Origin of the sequence: Bacillus sp. FJAT-27251 (genome assembly GCF_001273925.1) — a bacterium.
Taxonomy (GTDB): domain Bacteria; phylum Bacillota; class Bacilli; order Bacillales; family Cytobacillaceae; genus Mesobacillus_B.
The window spans coordinates 4,495,897-4,511,779 of record NZ_LIGG01000001.1; the positions used below are offsets into that span (position 1 = coordinate 4,495,897).

Consider the following 15,883-nt stretch of genomic DNA (forward strand, 5'->3'; position numbering starts at 1 on the left):
CCCATGCATTAAAAAGTTTTCAGGCTGTTGAGCAAAAGGTTATCGTCAAGTTGTTGGACCACCGGCTGCCCGATATCCTTGAGCAGCACAAAACGCACCTTCTGCCCCAGCGATTTCTTATCTTGTTTCATTCGTTCCAGAAGCCTGTCAGGTGTAAGCCCCGCCGGCAGTTTTGTGGAATATCCCAATTCTTCGAGCCAGTTCTCAAAGCCCTTGATATCAAATGGGAGCGAGTGGACCTGGATGCTAAGGCGAAGAGCAAATACCATTCCTATGGCGACGGCCTCACCATGAGTGATGGAGCCATAACCAGACTCTGCTTCTATCGCATGTCCGAGCGTGTGGCCAAAGTTTAAATAGGCCCGTACACCTGACTCTTTTTCATCCTGCCCGACAATGTCCCTTTTCACCTTTATCCCTGAGGATAAATGCCTGGCCAGGTCCTCCGGGGATATTTCTTCAAGGTTCCTGATGGAGTGATAGAGCGAATGATAGAAATCCCTGTCACTAATCAAGGCATGCTTGATTACTTCCGAAAACCCGGAGCGGACTTCCCCTTGAGGCAGGGACCTTAAAAAATCGAGATCATAAATGACCGCTTCCGGCTGATAAAAGGTACCAATCATGTTCTTCCCAAGAGGGTGATTGATAGCGACCTTCCCCCCCACTGCACTATCATGGGCGAGAATTGTAGTAGGTATTTGGATGAATGGAATTCCCCTCATGAAGGTGGCTGCGACAAATCCTGCAAGGTCTCCTACTGCTCCCCCGCCAAATGCCAAAACAACCGATTTTCTGTCAAGTTTATTCTCCAATGCAAAGCTTAAACAGTCATGATAGACAGCGAAGGTTTTTGCCTTTTCCCCTGCCGGGACAACCTTCGTGCAGACGGAAGGCTTATCAAGGATTTGGTTCAATTCCTCAAGATACAGCTTTCCGACTGTTTCATCCGTAATGATCATGATGGAAGTAAGATTTGGATACTTTTTTTCCAGGATTCCCGCCAAGGAGCGGGAAACCCCATGCCCGATATGAACGGGGTAAGTTTTCTTCCCTGCTGAGATTTCGATGGTTTCCATTAAAACTCCCTCGCGTACCGGCGCTGATCTTCAACGGATTGAATTAGCGCGTCCATCCTGTCAGCAGGGAATTGCTCCAGAATGGCAGCAGCAAGTTCCCAGGCAATTACACTCTCCGCAACCACGGCGGCCGCGGGAACTGCACAGCTGTCAGACCTCTCAATACTTGCGGCATAAGGCTCTTTGGTATCAATATCTACGCTCTGCAGGGGCTTATACAAGGTCGGGATAGGTTTCATTACTCCTCTAACCACGATTGGCATCCCAGTGGTCATGCCGCCCTCGAACCCTCCCAGGCGGTTCGTCCTGCGATAATACCCTCTCTCTGCATCCCAGAGGATTTCGTCATGGACCTCACTGCCTGGCTTGCGCGCAGCTTCAAAGCCGATGCCAAACTCTACACCCTTGAAGGCATTAATGCTCACCATTGCCCCTGCAAGCTTGGAATCAAGCTTGCGGTCATAGTGTACATAGCTGCCAACTCCGGCAGGCATGCCTTCTACAATGACTTCAACGATTCCGCCGATGGAATCCCCATTCTTTTTTGCTTCATCAATCGCGGCCATCATCTTTTTTTCGGCGTCAGGATCAAATGTGCGAACAGGAGAAGCTTCGGTTTTTTCTTTTAATTCTGCCAATGAGGCATAATTTGCTTCCGCCGCTGCGATTCCGCCAATTTCCTTGACATGGCAGGCAATTTCAATGCCCAGAAGGCTTAGCAGCTTTTTGGCTGCTGCGCCTGCAGCAACCCTTACGGTCGTTTCCCGGGCAGATGAACGCTCGAGCACATTCCTCATATCCCGGTGTCCATATTTTAGGGCGCCGTTTAAATCGGCATGCCCGGGGCGTGCACGTGTTATCTTGCGTTTGACTTCTTCCGATGCCTCGGAATCCAGCGGAGCCTGGCCCATGATTTTGGTCCAGTGCGTCCAATCCTTGTTTTCGACGACAAGGGCAACCGGGGAACCAATGGTGTATCCATGGCGGATGCCTCCCATGATCTGGACCGCATCCTTCTCGATTTGCATTCTTCTGCCGCGGCCATGACCCTTCTGGCGCCTGGCAAGTTCCATGTTAATATCTTCTTCTGTTAGTGGCATTCCGGCTGGCAGCCCCTCAATAATGGTGGTAAGCTGCGGGCCATGTGATTCGCCTGCTGTTAAATATCTCATATTCTTTCTCCCTTCAACTCATTAAAGGATTATGTACCAATATATCATACGCTTCTAAATAAAAATAGCAAAAATTTAAAAATTACGAAAGTGGGACGACGGAGTCCTCGCTATAAAAAAAAAGCTTCTGCTTGGCAGCAGAAGCCTTACTGATTAGTATGCCCACTCATTCATTAACTTTGTATACTCTACAAGTTCTTCCTCTTTGAAAAACAAGCCGATTTCCCGGACAGCGCTTTCAGGAGAATCCGAGCCGTGAATAATGTTCTTTCCAACTGTCAGGCCAAAGTCCCCGCGGATTGTTGCGGGTGCTGCATCTTTAGGATTCGTCGCACCCATCATCTGGCGCGCGGTGGCAATGACATTTTCTCCTTGCCATACCATTGCGAATACTGGCCCGGAGGTAATAAATTCAACCAGTTCACCAAAAAAAGGACGCTCCTTGTGCTCGCCATAATGCTGTTCAGCCAGCTCCGCAGGAATGCTCATCAATTTTGCCCCTACGAGTTGGAAACCCTTTCTTTCAAAACGGGATACAATCTCGCCGATCACATTGCGCTGGACACCATCGGGTTTGACCATTAAAAATGTTTTCTCCATAAATTCCACTCCCAAAAAATCATATGTATGGCAGGCTGTTAATGCTGCAGCCTCTAAAATAGTATCATTTATTTGAAAACTTAGCAACTTGCTAATATTTTCGTTTGCCAATAAATTTCGCTATATCACGCAAGGTTTTCTTTGCGCGGTTTTGTGGGAGTTCATCCAGGATTGAAAGAGCTTTTTCCAGATACCGATCGCTGACAGCCAATGATTTTTCAATGGCACCTGATTCCTTAATCATCGAAATCAGCTCGTCAACATCTGCCTGCTGCATATGTTCATGTACATTTTCAATTTTTGACCGAAGCTTCCTGTCCCTCATTGCATAGAGCACCGGAAGGGTAATGTTCCCCTGAACCAAGTCCCCTCCTGCGGGCTTCCCAAGCTCCTGTTCAGTGCCTGTAAAATCAAGGACATCATCTGTAATCTGGAAGCTCATACCTACGTAATAGCCAAAACGATACAAATTCCTGTGTACCCGCTCTTCCACTCCGGAAACGACAGCCCCGAGCTGGCAGGAGGCCGCAATCAGCAGGGCAGTCTTGCGCCTAATCCTGCGAAGATAGTCCCTTAGATTCTGGTCAAATATATATTTGTCTTTTATTTGTTCAATTTCTCCAACGGAAAGCTGGACAATCGAATTTGATAATATTTGGTGTGCCAATGGATTTTTCACTTCGCCAATTAATTCTAGTGCCCTGGCAAAAATATAATCGCCTGTATACATGGCGATTCGGTTATCCCATTTGGCTTTTATGGTCGGCTGGCCGCGGCGCAGCTCAGCATCATCTATGACATCATCATGTACGAGCGAAGCCATGTGTATCAGTTCAAGCGGAACAGCTACATTTTTTATTTCTTCGATATCATAATCCCCAAATTTACCGCCGAGCAGCACAAACACAGGGCGGATCCTCTTTCCTCCTGCCCGGAGTGTATGCAGGGAAGCCTGGCGAAGAAGCGGGGACTCTGCTTCAATGGTAGCCTCCAGCTGGCTCTCTATCAAATTGATATCAGAATTTAAGTAAGAATACATCATCTTAAGTTTCATTGAATCCACCCAGCACTATTTTTTATGGCCTATATGTACAGCCGCCACTCCGCCGCTGTATGCCTTGTATCTGACATTGTCGAAGCCTGCCTCCTCAAACATCCTGGCGAGCTCCTTCATTCCAGGAAAATCACGGGCAGATTCCTGGAGCCATGAGTATTCCTTGTAGCTCTTGGCAAAGACCTTTCCAAATAGCGGCATGATAAACCGGAAATACAAACGGTATATCTGCTTAAACCCAATCATTTCCGGCTGGGAGGTTTCAAGGCATACAGCCATTCCCCCAGGCTTCAGGACACGATTCATTTCTTTTAAAACCTGCTTGTAGTCAGGAACGTTCCGCAGGCCAAAGCCTATTGTTACATAGTCGAAACTATTATCTTCAAAAGGCAGCTCCATTGCATTGCCGTGGATCAGGGTGACCTGGTCCAACTGCTTCTGCTTAACTTTTTGCTCCCCAATCTTCAGCATGTTCCTGCTAAAATCAAGGCCGGCAACCCTTCCCTGAGGACCTGCTGCTTCCGCAAGCGCGATTGTCCAATCACCTGTTCCACAGCATACATCAAGAGCGTGCTGCCCTTTCTGGACGTTCATCATTTTCATTGTGTCCTTGCGCCATCTGATATGCTGCTTGAAACTGATGACAGAATTCATCTGGTCATAGTTTTCATAGATTTTTTCAAAGACTCCGTGCACGCGTTCTTCCTTTGACTGCTGCATTTTTACCCTTCTTCCAAAGTGAATTTTGATATGGACTGATGCTGTCCCAGAATTTCACCGAGGCGCTGATGCATCTGCTTGTTCATCTTCGGCATTTTCTGCATACCCGATTCGATTAGGCTGATTGAAAAATCGACATACCTTTCACAAATGGAGAGCAGATATTTCTGCTGTTCGGAAGATATTCTGGCGGATGGATGATGTTTAGGGAATGCCAGCTTCTTTAAAGTCTCGAAAAAGACTGATGTTCCGGTCTGCAAAAAATGTTGCTCTTCCCGAATCATCCTTTTTACAAACAGCAGGTTGACGGCAAACTCCCTCCAGGCATGTGCGCCAAAGGTGTCTGCAATCTTGCCMACCAGGGATGATTCGATCAGCTTCACACTATTCATCAGCACATCGATTGCTTCTGAATCTTTATGATAAACGGAAATTTTATGCTCATTGACTTCTTTTACGCCTGCAGCAAGGTTTGTGATCAGCTCAATATCACCCGTTTCGGCAAGCTGTTTATAAAACAGGCCGCTGTAATACGTCCCGGCCAATACGGTTAACTGCCGTTTTTTCAAACTTGGCGGATCCTCTGCAGGACTGGAGTTTTTGACGTGTTCGTGGGTATCGAGGGCAATTTGCAAAAGCATGGTCGTCACACTGTAATGAACGATCTCCTTTTCATTCATCCCAAGCCCATCCAGAAGTGAAACAAGCAGCAATACCTTGTCATCATCAATCACTGGAGCTTCTATATTCTCTCGTAAATATGGATGAAACAGGCTTTTATTGAGCTGTTCCATTACATGCGCTATTTTAATCTGGAAGTCCTGCAAATGAATCACCCTTGTCCCTGAAGTTCGATTGAATAGTCAAGGCTGCGATAACCACACGATACCATCAGGTAAGTTAAATATTACTTGATGCACTATCCAAAGCAGTGACCATTATATCATAAATTGACTTTTTCTTGGGGACGAAATGAAAATTAATCCCGTATCTTGCTGTGTGGCTGTTTGAATTGTAACAAAATTGTTCGAATATCCGGGAAGGCTTATTTTTTCTCGCTGTTAACCTCTCCATACGAGGTTATGATTTTGGCGTTGCCGCGGATTTTTATGGCAGAGGTATGCTCGGTGAACTGGGCAATCATGACCTCTCCCTGATCGAGCTTTTCGGAGTGGTGGAACCTGGTGTCCGACCCCCTCGTCAGCCCGATTACATTGACTCCGTCCTCAATCGCTTTAATGACAATATAATCAGCACCCGGAACAGGCTTCTTCTCCATGTTTGCTTCCTCCTTTAGTCTTTGATCAGCGCAAGAATTTCGGCGCGTGCATTCACATCTTCAGCAAGCGTTCCCCTTACAGCGGAAGTGACGGTCTTGCTGCCCGGCTTTTTTACGCCTCTCATGGTCATGCACATATGTTCAGCTTCCACCACTACCATCACCCCATGTGGCTGGAGTTTTTCCATGATGGCATTGGCAATGCTGGAAGTGATCCTTTCCTGGAGCTGCGGACGTTTGGCAACGGCCTCCACTGCCCTCGCCAATTTGCTGAGGCCTGTCACCTTGCCCCCTTTTGGAATGTAGGCAACATGGGCTTTTCCAAAGAATGGCACGAGGTGATGTTCGCACATGGAATAGAAAGGGATATCCTTGACGAGGACAACCTCTTCATGGTCTTCCCCAAAAATAGTTTCAAAATATTCCTGCGGATCCTGATTTAAGCCCGCAAAAACTTCCTCATACATCCTTGCAACACGTTTAGGTGTATCAAGAAGCCCTTCGCGATTTGGATCCTCTCCCACTGCTTCAAGTATTAAGCGGACTCCTTCTTCGATTTGGGCATGATTCACTTTGGCCAATTCCATTTCCTCCTAAGCATCTATATAAAGTGAAACTCCGTCAGCAGGACCATTTTTCCCACTGAATATAAGTTGAATTCCATATGTTATTTGATAATAACATTTCCATATTAGCATAACTATTTCGATGCAGGCAAAATAATATGGACTTTGCCGAAATCAGGAAAATTAAAAAGGCCGCTTGCTTTGCGGCCTTTTCTCAAGTATGCACAGCTGTGCATCTATGTAGATTCATTATTTCACTGCATCCTTAAGGGCCTTGCCTGGTTTGAAAGCAGGCACCTTGCTTGCAGAGATTTCGATTTCATCACCAGTTTGAGGGTTGCGTCCTTTACGGGCAGCGCGCTCACGAACTTCGAAGTTACCAAAACCGATTAGCTGTACCTTTTCACCATTTGCCAAAGCATTTAAGATAGAATCAAAAACAGCGTCAACCGCTTTTGTCGCGTCCTTTTTGGAAAGTTCTCCAGCTTCTGCAACTGCATTGATTAGTTCTGTTTTGTTCATGCCATTCACCTCCTCCCAAAAATTCCGTTAATTGCTCAGAAAATTAATAAAGTTATTACCTTTCTAAACAAATCTGTGGAATTCTATACATTGCAATACCATTTTTTTGAAAACGGGCCCTCCAATGGGAACGTTTGCTCTCCCAAAGGCGGTTTTTCCTCTAAAAACCCAGTTACAACAAGGGTTTGAGGCCTGCAACGTAATTCTGTTAAAAGATTATCACAATCAATTATCCTTATCAAGACATATTCCTTAAATAATGGGGAATCTTTACTCATTTTCCATCCTGATCGATGCCGTCCTCCATTTCTACCCCGCTTTAGCTGTTTTAAACCCCCGTAACGACAAAAAGACTCCATTTCGGAGTCTGAAAACTTTTATAAAATGATGGCAATCAGCCCGCCTGAGCCCTCATTGATGATTCTCTCCAATGTTTCTTTCAATTTGTAGCGGGCATTTTCCGGCATCAGAGAGAGCTTTGCCGAAATCCCTTCCCGAACAATCGAGCTCAAGCTTCGACCAAAAATGTCCGAATTCCAAATGGATAGCGGATCTTCTTCAAAATCCTGCATCAAGTATCGAACCAGCTCTTCACTTTGCTTTTCGGTTCCAATTATTGGCGAGAACTCCGATTCTACATCTACCTTGATCATATGGATGGATGGAGCGACCGCCTTCAGGCGAACACCAAATCTGGATCCCTGCCTGATAATCTCGGGTTCTTCCAGGCTCATGTCGGCAAGTGAGGGAGAAGCGATTCCATACCCTGTCTGTTTGACCATTTTCAGGGCGTCGGCAACCTGGTCATACTCCGCCTTTGCAAAAGCAAAATCCTGCATAAGCTCAAGCAGGTGATCTTTACCCCGGATCTCGACCCCGACAATTTCCTTGAGAATATCATCATAAAGATCATCCGGGGCGAATAAATCAATTTCAGCCACTCCCTGGCCCATTTCGATTCCAGCCAGGCCCGCCCGGTCAATGAACTCAAAATCACTGAATTGCTGGACCACCCTGTCAACATCCCTCAGCCTTTTTATATCCTTTACAGTCTCTTTAACAGCTTCCTGATAGCTCTCTCGCAGCCAGTGGTCCTCTCTTAATACCATAACCCAGCTCGGAAGGTTAACATTGACTTCCAGGACAGGGAACTCATAAAGGGCTTCACGGAGAACATTTAAAACATCAGACTCCCGCATGCTTTCTACACTCATGGAAATAACGGGAATATCATATTTCTCTGCCAATTGCCCTCTAAGCGTTTCCGTATTGGGGTGATGTGGCTGCGCACTGTTTACAACCATAATGAACGGCTTACCGACTTCTTTTAATTCCTCGATTACCCGCTCTTCGGCTTCAATATAGTCCAGCCTTGGGATATCTCCAATTGTACCGTCTGAGGTTATGACAACGCCTATGGTTGAATGTTCCTGGATGACCTTTCGGGTGCCAATTTCAGCTGCTTCATGAAAAGGAATCGGCTCCTCATACCAAGGTGTGGTAATCATCCTTGGACCATTTTCATCCTCATAGCCCTTTGCTCCCGGAACAGTGTATCCGACACAATCAACAAGCCTGATGTTAACATCCAGCCCTTCGTCGACGTGAATGGATGCCGCCTGATTGGGGACAAATTTTGGTTCAGTTGTCATGATGGTCTTGCCTGCAGCACTCTGCGGCAATTCATCCTGGCAGCGGGCCCTTTCGGCTTCATTGTCTATATTCGGTAAAACAACAAGCTCCATGAATTTCTTGATGAAAGTGGACTTGCCCGTCCTTACTGCACCGACAACCCCAAGGTATATATCGCCGCCTGTCCGCTCGGCAATATCTTTAAAAATATCTACCTTTTCCAAGTGATCCCCTCCCGATCATAGAGTTAGTGGGAAAAATATCATAATATCTAGGACAATATATATTTATGATGTTGTCCTATGGCAATATGACATTTTTTTATTTTTTAACGCTTTTACCGGGCTTCCGCCTCGTGGCTCTTTCCCACTAGTACTCCTGAAGGCAAAAAACCCTTCTTCCACAATATATTTTGCAGAAGAAGGGTTATGCCTATTTCTCTAAAAAGATTGGTTCGCCGCTGGAAGGATCGATTGTATAAGGAAGCGAGTAGGCGGGAACAAAATTGGAATTATCACTGAGAATATGACGGATATCCTCACCATCATCTACCTCGTATCCTTTTTTCAACAATTGATAAAGGTCGCTTCGATAATCCACATAAATTTCACCGTCCCCGGTAATCACATAAGGAAGGTTTTGGCCAGTAAAGGGACTTTGGGCGGCCGGCTCCTCGGAAAACCCAAGTTCTTTATAATCCAGGCTGAAGACCTCCCCCGAGATTTGCTCCTTAAAAGGCGGATATTCCTGCATCCTGATCCTGAGCTTAATATCCCTGATTGTTTCTGCCATCCGCAAATCAAAAAGTTTCACCTTCGGTTCTGTTTCAACATCAATCAATACGTATTGGAAAATCCCCCCATTTTCGAAAGCGTTTCCCGGGACATCAGGCAGATATCGCGGAACCACTTTCTGAAAGTCCACGAGGTATTTCTGATAAATAGGGGTTTCAGCATCCTTGGTCTTAATTGGAAGGATGCCGCCATTGTCAGCTTGGAAATTTTCAACAGCCGATTGGACCGAAGCAATCTGATCTTCGTATGGAATCTGGTTTTTGGCAAGGTTTTCAGCGGGATACATACACCCGGACAACAGCAATACAAGGATGATAACAGGAAGCATGTTCACTAGTTTGTTCATTTTATATTCGACCCTCGTTTTCGTTTGGAAATGATAGATTATCCAATGGTTGGACCGCTAAAGACAACCAGGAAGATAATGAGGCCTGCCGCTATCATCAGGACATACGCAATTAAAGCTGTTACCGCCTTAAAAAAACCCTTTAGTTTATAACGGCTKAAATACAATGAAATAAGCGACAGGAACATAAAGCCCATCCCTGCGAAAGAAACCCACATTTTCATTAAAGCTGGTGACAAGATAACCACTCCCCTTTTCCGAAAAACATTATAACATATTTCCCCGGCGCCAAGGTATGCTTACATAAGCATATCGCCCATTTAGGGGATATGCCGGGCAACAAAAAAACTGAGGTAAAGAGGGGGCTGACTCTTTAACCTCAGTCCAAAATGACTAAATAACCCATACACCCGGTTCAAACCACCAGTTGCTTCGATGCATTGTATGCATTCAGCGTGGGAATCGCATCATCGAATGCCTATATTTATCAATTTATTCTATAAATGTTCCGACCGTTCGCTTAAAATATCGGCAAGGTCTTCCATCTCATGTGTCCTCCGCCGTGTCATCAAGCCATCCACTGCATCTTTAGGGTCGACCCCGCCAAACAGGACGTCATGCAAGGCATCCGTAATAGGCATCTTCACATCATACTTTCTGGCAAGCTGATGGGCAGCCTTGGTGGTCCTGACTCCTTCAACGACCATGCCCATTTCATCCAGCACTTCCTCAAGGTTCCTTCCTTTTCCCAGCATATTGCCCGCCCTCCAGTTTCGGGAATGGACAGATGTGCAGGTAACGATCAGGTCTCCAATCCCGGTCAGGCCCGAAAAGGTTAAGGGACTCGCTCCCATTTTCACGCCAAGGCGGGCTATTTCAGCCAGCCCCCTTGTAATAAGGGCTGCCTTCGCATTGTCTCCATATCCCAGCCCGTCAGATATCCCGGCCGCAAGAGCAATAATGTTCTTGAGTGCACCGCCAATCTCCACTCCGATCAAATCCGGATTGGTATATACCCTAAAGTTCTGGTTAATAAATAAATCCTGGACCCTCTCGGCAGCCTCCATATTTCTTGATGACACCGTAACTGTCGTTGGATGTCTCAGACTGACTTCCTCCGCATGGCTCGGTCCGGAGAGCACGACAACATCCCGGATAAGTTCCGAAGGCAGCTCTTGTTCAATCATCTCCGAAATCCGAAGGAGAGTATCAGGCTCAATCCCTTTGCTGACATGCACAATGACCAGGGGGGCTCTTTGGAATTGAGCTATTTTTGCCAAAACCTCCCTGATTGCTTTCGTGGGAACCGACAAGATGATGGTTTGTATCCCGTTAAGCGCGTCCTGTAAATCATCATACCCCGTTACCAATTCGGGAATGGTGATCCCGGGAAGATATTTTTCGTTGGTATGTGATTGGTTGATTTCTTTTACCTGCTCGGGATTATGGCTCCACAGCCTTGTTTCACAGCCATTATCAGCCAAAACCATCGCCAGCGCTGTACCCCAGCTTCCCGCTCCTACAACCGCTACTGCATTCTTTTTCTGCTCCAATTCATCACAACCCCTTTTTTAAAAGTGAACCTATATCAACAGGACCCTGCCCTTTCAGCGGGGAACATGCGCCCTGTAATCCCTAGCTTCGCTCCCTTGCGAAAATTTTGATCGGAGTCCCTTCAAATCCAAATGCATCCCGGATCCTGTTTTCAAGGAAACGCTGATAGGAAAAGTGCATTAGTTCAGGCTCGTTTACAAATACCACAAATACAGGAGGCTTGACCGATACCTGGGTCGCATAGTAAACCTTCAGGCGTTTTCCTTTGTCTGCAGGCGCTGGATTCCTCGCCACAGCATCCATGATGATTTCATTCAGAACATTGGTTTGCACCCTTCTGGAATGGTTCTCGCTGGCAAGATCAATCATTGGCATCAAAGTATGGATGCGTTTTTTAGTCTTGGCAGAAAGAAAGACGATTGGCGCATAGCTGAGAAACTGAAAATGCTCCCTGATGTTTTCTTCGAACGCTTTCATTGTCTTCTCGTCTTTTTCGACAGCATCCCATTTATTGACGACAATAATAACGGCTCTTCCTGCCTCGTGGGCATATCCGGCAATATGCTTATCCTGTTCGATGATTCCTTCTTCTCCATCTATTACGACAAGGACGACGTCTGAACGTTCTATCGCACGCAGCGCACGCAGCACACTGTATTTTTCCGTACTTTCATAAACTTTTCCTTTTTTTCTCATGCCCGCCGTATCAATTATCACATACTCCTGGCCGTTGTACTTGAAATTGGAGTCGATCGCATCCCTGGTTGTTCCCGCCACTTCACTCACAATGACCCGGTCTTCTCCAAGAAGCGCGTTGGTGAGGGATGATTTCCCCACATTGGGACGGCCAATAAGCGAGAATTTAATGATGTCTTCATCATAATCCTTTTCCTCGGTTTTTGGAAAGTGTTTTGCTGCTTCGTCCAGTAAATCACCTATGCCAAGGCCATGCGATCCGGAAATGGGAAAAGGCTCCCCAAATCCCAGAGCATAAAAATCATAAATTTCGCTTCGCATTTCCGGATTGTCTATTTTATTGACGCCGAGAACTACAGGTTTCTTGGATTTATAAAGAATTTTGGCCACTTCTTCATCTGCTGCTGTAACGCCTTCCCTGCCATTGACAAGAAAAATGATTACATCCGCTTCTTCAATCGCAATCTCCGCCTGCTGGCGGATTTGCTCCAAAAACGGCTCATCACCAAGATCGATGCCCCCTGTATCGATGATATTAAAATCATGTGCAAGCCATTCGGCAGAACTGTATATCCTGTCTCTTGTCACTCCTGGAATATCTTCCACTATCGATATGCGTTCACCGACGATCCGGTTGAAAATCGTCGATTTTCCTACGTTTGGACGGCCTACGATGGCTACCACTGGTTTCGCCACAAACTTCACCCTTTCACATTCACTTTAGGCTGGTTTTTACGCTCCAGCACTCACCTTATTATTACTTATAAAAGAAAACCCTTCCTGAAATAGAAGGGTCTGGCTTACATAGTTTATCAAACATGTTCTATTGCAGGCAATCAAAACATATATCAATGCTTGACAATTACGTAAAGGTCTTCGGATAGTGCATGGGCAATACCGTCAAGAATCGCCTCCAGACTTCCGGCAATAGATTCCATCTCCTGCTTGGAATCACAAAAAAACACCCCGGTACCCGCAGGCACTTTATTTCGATTCGTTGTAATAACCGCAAGAATGTATTTTTCAAGATTCATCCCTTAGCTCCGCCCTTCTCAGTCGGCATCCTGATTGCATTCTCAAGGGTTGGCACAGCCCCGATGACCCTGATCGCCCGGTCAATATCCCTCTTTTGGGGAAGGACAAATATCCCAATCCGGCCATCATCAAGGTCCCGTTTTGCCAATGGCACCAAGGCGGGCGTGCCGGAATCCCGATATACCCCCAGCGCAGTTGAAACATCATGGAGAACAGCCTGTCTCTGACCGAGATTGGCAATCGTTGACCTGGCATCAAAGGTTTTCGGCTTCAGGATAAAGCCCATTCCATACCTTAGCACTTCCTTTTGCCTTTCCGGCAATCCGATATTCATGATATAGATATTGTCCACATATAAACCAGCACCATCGAACCTCGGCTCAAAGTATTCAATATCAACAATATCTTTCAGCTTTCCTCCTGACATCAGCAGATGGGAAATAAACATTGTCAGGATGGCAGCAATGATTCCAATCCAGATGTTAAAGATTATGTAAGCAATAGTACTGACTAACGAGGTAAATATAACAAGGTAATTTCGGCTTTCAAATGCGATGGCAATGCCTTCAATATAGGTTTTTCCCCTTGTCACCATTTCATAGTTATCTAGTTCTGTCAGTGTATTTCTTTCCATGTTCCTTACTTCCCTGAACTGGGAAGCGGCGATTGTCAGGAATGTCACTGCCGTGTATTCTTGTTCCAGGATGGAAGGGCCTGCCACGGCACCGAGAGCGGCCGCTATAAACCCAAGTGCCACATGAATGATTTTCCCGTGAAGGTAAGTGGGATATTGCCGATAATCCGTCCTGAGCATGAATAGTCTCGTAATCGTGCCAACCGCCAGTCCAAAAACAATCGGAAGTGTGTATTCTGTTGTCATGATGAATTCTGCTTGCCCCTTCCATGATTAATGTAATTGCCCATTGATGCGGCTATTTGGCCCATACCTGCCCACACTGCAATAATAAACAGGGCGAGAGCCAATGTATCCAAAAAAGGCGAGGATGCTACAGGATATGAAAAAGACAAATTCCTCATTAAAATTGAAAAAAGGACTTCCCCTTGAATCATTCCCAAAACCAGTGAAGCGGTCATCCTTTGGCAGGAATCCTGGATGAGCGCACAAATGCCGATTGCACAAAAGGACAGCATCCATCTCCTGTCAAAGACAACCCAAACAGGATCGTACAGCTCAAACAATAAAAAACTTACGTACCCCAGCATCATGATGAAGGATGTAAGAAAAACACTAATAAATACCCTTCCACTCATTTTTGCGCTTTCAATAATAAAAAAAAGGAAAAGGAGCACCGCCGGGGCATGAACCAGCACACTTCCTACATAAAACTCGTAGGGAGCGGAAATAATCAATAGCAACAGCGCATAAGACACCCTGCCTCGAGTGATTTTGCTTTTATCCATGAAAAAGGTCGCCCATACCCAGCCAATCCAGGCAATCCAATAAAATAATATCCCTTCCAATGCATTTCCCCTCCTATCATTTCCATTATGGCTCGCTGTTATGTACTTTAATCCCTATTGCATAATCTTTTCGGGAAATCCCATGTTAATGGAGAGGGAGGTGTAAAAATGGGACGGGACAGACAAGAGCAAAAATTGAAAAGCAGCCGCCAGGTGGAATCCGACCGGGACCAGGCCCTTCATTATCCAGGAGCAACAAAATTGCAAAGCCCGGAGGAAGCGCGCAGGCTAAATGACGGAAAAGACAGCCATTAAAATGTAAAACAGCTTCTGCCATAGGCAGAAGCTGTTTTCATGTACGTTGGGTATATTTTTTTGTATCAATTCCCCGCTGGTCGAGCCAATGCCAAGTATGGCCGGAAATGAGGAGCGGTACCTTTTGGAGATCCTTAATTGTGTTTGCGCCAAGGGCTGTCATAATCATCTTAAGTTCCTCTTTGACACTGGTTATCTCCGCAATCAGTCCGTCCAGCCCCTCCTGGGTAAGCACCTTTAGAAAGTAGCCGGCAAGGGCTGCTGCCTCTGCACCAAGAGCAAGTGACTTGGCAATGTCGAGGCTGCTTTGGATGCCCCCGGAAGCGATAACCGGGATGTTTCGGCTTCTCTCTTTCGCCTCAACCACCGAAACAGCTGTTGGTATGCCCCATTCTTCAAAAAATGGCAGACTCTTTGTTCTTCGCCTGTTTTCTATCGCCCCAAAATTTGTCCCGCCATACCCGCTGACATCCACCGCGAGTACTCCTGCACCTTCAAGTGCCTCCACTGTTTCCATCGACATTCCGAATCCTGTTTCCTTAACAATGACCGGCACATCAAGACAGTCAACCAGTTTTTCAATTCTGTGGAGGACTCCGCGGAAATCCCTGTCCCCTTCCGGCATGGTTAATTCCTGGACCACATTCAGGTGGATTTGCAAAGCATCGGCATCAACCATCTTTACCGCTTCCTTCGCCTGTTCCACGTTTGCTTCACTTCCAAGGTTGGCAAAAACTATCCCATCAGGATTTTCTTTTCGCACCACTTCATATGTATAGATTTCTTCCCGGTTTTTAAGCGCGGACATCTGCGAGCCGACAGCCAGCCCTACCCCCGTCTCCCTTGCTGCAATGGCAAGGTCGCGGTTTATTTCATATGTTTGCCGTCCTCCTCCGCCAGTCATCGCATTGATAAAAATTGGCGAACTTAGTGCAAGTTCGCCAACTTTCGTCTTCAATTCAATTGAATCTTGCGAAGTGTCTGGAATGCTCCGGTGAAGGAAAGCAACCTCCTCGAATCCCGAGCCGCGCAGCTGCCCTGTTTCAAGGGCGAGCTCTATATGTTCCGATTTACGCTTTGATCTGGACACTTTTGCA

At 46.2% G+C, this 15,883-nt stretch carries 19 protein-coding genes; 1 reads left to right on the plus strand and 18 read right to left on the minus strand.

Annotated elements, in window-relative coordinates; translation table 11 throughout:
• Positions 1 to 8: 8 nt before the first annotated feature.
• The 17 genes from aroB to ADU22_RS21305 form a co-directional block, all read right to left on the minus strand.
• The gene (gene aroB / locus ADU22_RS21225) at positions 9 to 1,079 is read right to left on the minus strand and encodes a 3-dehydroquinate synthase (protein WP_053363957.1); all 1,071 of its coding nucleotides are present in this window, start codon (positions 1,077 to 1,079) and stop codon (positions 9 to 11) included.
• Entirely contained in the window at positions 1,079 to 2,251 is a 1,173-nt protein-coding gene (aroC, locus tag ADU22_RS21230) for a chorismate synthase (protein ID WP_053363958.1), read from the minus strand. Before aroC ends, aroB begins: the two co-directional genes overlap by 1 nt.
• A 153-nt stretch (positions 2,252 to 2,404) precedes the next feature.
• A complete protein-coding gene (gene ndk, locus ADU22_RS21235; RefSeq protein WP_053363959.1) occupies positions 2,405 to 2,851 on the minus strand; it encodes a nucleoside-diphosphate kinase in 447 nt (148 codons plus the stop codon).
• A 91-nt stretch (positions 2,852 to 2,942) separates the two neighbouring features.
• A complete protein-coding gene (hepT, locus tag ADU22_RS21240; protein ID WP_053363960.1) occupies positions 2,943 to 3,905 on the minus strand; it encodes a heptaprenyl diphosphate synthase component II in 963 nt (320 codons plus the stop codon).
• Between the two features lie 15 nt (positions 3,906 to 3,920).
• Positions 3,921 to 4,625 carry a demethylmenaquinone methyltransferase gene (locus tag ADU22_RS21245; RefSeq protein WP_053363961.1) on the minus strand — a complete coding sequence of 235 codons (705 nt, stop codon included), beginning with the start codon at positions 4,623 to 4,625 and terminating at the stop codon, positions 3,921 to 3,923.
• Positions 4,626 to 4,627: 2 nt separating this feature from the next.
• On the minus strand, positions 4,628 to 5,461 hold the full coding sequence (locus ADU22_RS21250; RefSeq protein WP_231687926.1) for a heptaprenyl diphosphate synthase component 1: 834 nt from the start codon (positions 5,459 to 5,461) through the stop codon (positions 4,628 to 4,630).
• A gap of 209 nt (positions 5,462 to 5,670) precedes the next feature.
• On the minus strand, positions 5,671 to 5,904 hold the full coding sequence (gene mtrB, locus ADU22_RS21255; protein WP_046524152.1) for a trp RNA-binding attenuation protein MtrB: 234 nt from the start codon (positions 5,902 to 5,904) through the stop codon (positions 5,671 to 5,673).
• 14 nt (positions 5,905 to 5,918) lie between these two features.
• On the minus strand, positions 5,919 to 6,485 hold the full coding sequence (gene folE, locus ADU22_RS21260; protein ID WP_046524151.1) for a GTP cyclohydrolase I FolE: 567 nt from the start codon (positions 6,483 to 6,485) through the stop codon (positions 5,919 to 5,921).
• Between the two features lie 234 nt (positions 6,486 to 6,719).
• Positions 6,720 to 6,992: a non-specific DNA-binding protein Hbs gene (gene hbs / locus ADU22_RS21265; protein ID WP_046524150.1), complete on the minus strand. Its 273-nt coding sequence runs from the start codon at positions 6,990 to 6,992 to the stop codon at positions 6,720 to 6,722.
• 377 nt (positions 6,993 to 7,369) lie between these two features.
• Positions 7,370 to 8,848 carry a stage IV sporulation protein A gene (gene spoIVA / locus ADU22_RS21270; RefSeq protein ID WP_053363963.1) on the minus strand — a complete coding sequence of 493 codons (1,479 nt, stop codon included), beginning with the start codon at positions 8,846 to 8,848 and terminating at the stop codon, positions 7,370 to 7,372.
• Between the two features lie 208 nt (positions 8,849 to 9,056).
• The gene (locus ADU22_RS21275; RefSeq protein ID WP_053363964.1) at positions 9,057 to 9,764 is read right to left on the minus strand and encodes a YphF family lipoprotein; all 708 of its coding nucleotides are present in this window, start codon (positions 9,762 to 9,764) and stop codon (positions 9,057 to 9,059) included.
• A 38-nt stretch (positions 9,765 to 9,802) separates the two neighbouring features.
• Positions 9,803 to 10,003: a DUF2768 domain-containing protein gene (locus ADU22_RS21280; protein WP_053363965.1), complete on the minus strand. Its 201-nt coding sequence runs from the start codon at positions 10,001 to 10,003 to the stop codon at positions 9,803 to 9,805.
• A gap of 258 nt (positions 10,004 to 10,261) precedes the next feature.
• A complete protein-coding gene (locus ADU22_RS21285; RefSeq protein WP_053363966.1) occupies positions 10,262 to 11,317 on the minus strand; it encodes an NAD(P)H-dependent glycerol-3-phosphate dehydrogenase in 1,056 nt (351 codons plus the stop codon).
• A gap of 82 nt (positions 11,318 to 11,399) precedes the next feature.
• Positions 11,400 to 12,710, minus strand: coding sequence for a ribosome biogenesis GTPase Der (gene der, locus ADU22_RS21290; RefSeq protein ID WP_053363967.1), 1,311 nt, complete (start codon positions 12,708 to 12,710; stop codon positions 11,400 to 11,402).
• Positions 12,711 to 12,862: 152 nt separating this feature from the next.
• The gene (locus tag ADU22_RS21295) at positions 12,863 to 13,048 is read right to left on the minus strand and encodes a capping complex subunit for YIEGIA (protein ID WP_053363968.1); all 186 of its coding nucleotides are present in this window, start codon (positions 13,046 to 13,048) and stop codon (positions 12,863 to 12,865) included.
• A complete protein-coding gene (locus ADU22_RS21300) occupies positions 13,045 to 13,929 on the minus strand; it encodes a YIEGIA family protein (RefSeq protein WP_053363969.1) in 885 nt (294 codons plus the stop codon). Before ADU22_RS21300 ends, ADU22_RS21295 begins: the two co-directional genes overlap by 4 nt.
• Entirely contained in the window at positions 13,926 to 14,531 is a 606-nt protein-coding gene (locus ADU22_RS21305; protein WP_053363970.1) for a YphA family membrane protein, read from the minus strand. Before ADU22_RS21305 ends, ADU22_RS21300 begins: the two co-directional genes overlap by 4 nt.
• Before the next feature lie 108 nt (positions 14,532 to 14,639).
• Between ADU22_RS21305 and ADU22_RS24015 the strand changes: the two genes are divergently transcribed.
• Entirely contained in the window at positions 14,640 to 14,786 is a 147-nt protein-coding gene (locus ADU22_RS24015; protein ID WP_069188018.1) for a YpzI family protein, read from the plus strand.
• A gap of 37 nt (positions 14,787 to 14,823) precedes the next feature.
• Here ADU22_RS24015 and fni read toward each other — a convergent pair whose 3' ends face one another.
• Positions 14,824 to 15,876 carry a type 2 isopentenyl-diphosphate Delta-isomerase gene (fni, locus tag ADU22_RS21310; protein WP_053363971.1) on the minus strand — a complete coding sequence of 351 codons (1,053 nt, stop codon included), beginning with the start codon at positions 15,874 to 15,876 and terminating at the stop codon, positions 14,824 to 14,826.
• Positions 15,877 to 15,883 lie beyond the last annotated feature (7 nt).

Bases quoted from the DNA above. Each gene is read 5' to 3' on its own strand.
- aroB (WP_053363957.1), bottom strand. From the start codon at position 1,079: ATGGAAACCATCGAAATCTCAGCAGGGAAGAAAACTTACCCCGTTCAT.
- hbs (WP_046524150.1), bottom strand. From the start codon at position 6,992: ATGAACAAAACAGAACTAATCAATGCAGTTGCAGAAGCTGGAGAACTT.
- hepT (WP_053363960.1), bottom strand. From the start codon at position 3,905: ATGAAACTTAAGATGATGTATTCTTACTTAAATTCTGATATCAATTTG.
- ADU22_RS21300 (WP_053363969.1), bottom strand. From the start codon at position 13,929: ATGACAACAGAATACACACTTCCGATTGTTTTTGGACTGGCGGTTGGC.
- ADU22_RS21245 (WP_053363961.1), bottom strand. From the start codon at position 4,625: ATGCAGCAGTCAAAGGAAGAACGCGTGCACGGAGTCTTTGAAAAAATC.
- ADU22_RS21295 (WP_053363968.1), bottom strand. From the start codon at position 13,048: ATGAATCTTGAAAAATACATTCTTGCGGTTATTACAACGAATCGAAAT.
- ndk (WP_053363959.1), bottom strand. From the start codon at position 2,851: ATGGAGAAAACATTTTTAATGGTCAAACCCGATGGTGTCCAGCGCAAT.
- ADU22_RS21275 (WP_053363964.1), bottom strand. From the start codon at position 9,764: ATGAACAAACTAGTGAACATGCTTCCTGTTATCATCCTTGTATTGCTG.
- ADU22_RS24015 (WP_069188018.1), top strand. From the start codon at position 14,640: ATGGGACGGGACAGACAAGAGCAAAAATTGAAAAGCAGCCGCCAGGTG.
- mtrB (WP_046524152.1), bottom strand. From the start codon at position 5,904: ATGGAGAAGAAGCCTGTTCCGGGTGCTGATTATATTGTCATTAAAGCG.
- aroC (WP_053363958.1), bottom strand. From the start codon at position 2,251: ATGAGATATTTAACAGCAGGCGAATCACATGGCCCGCAGCTTACCACC.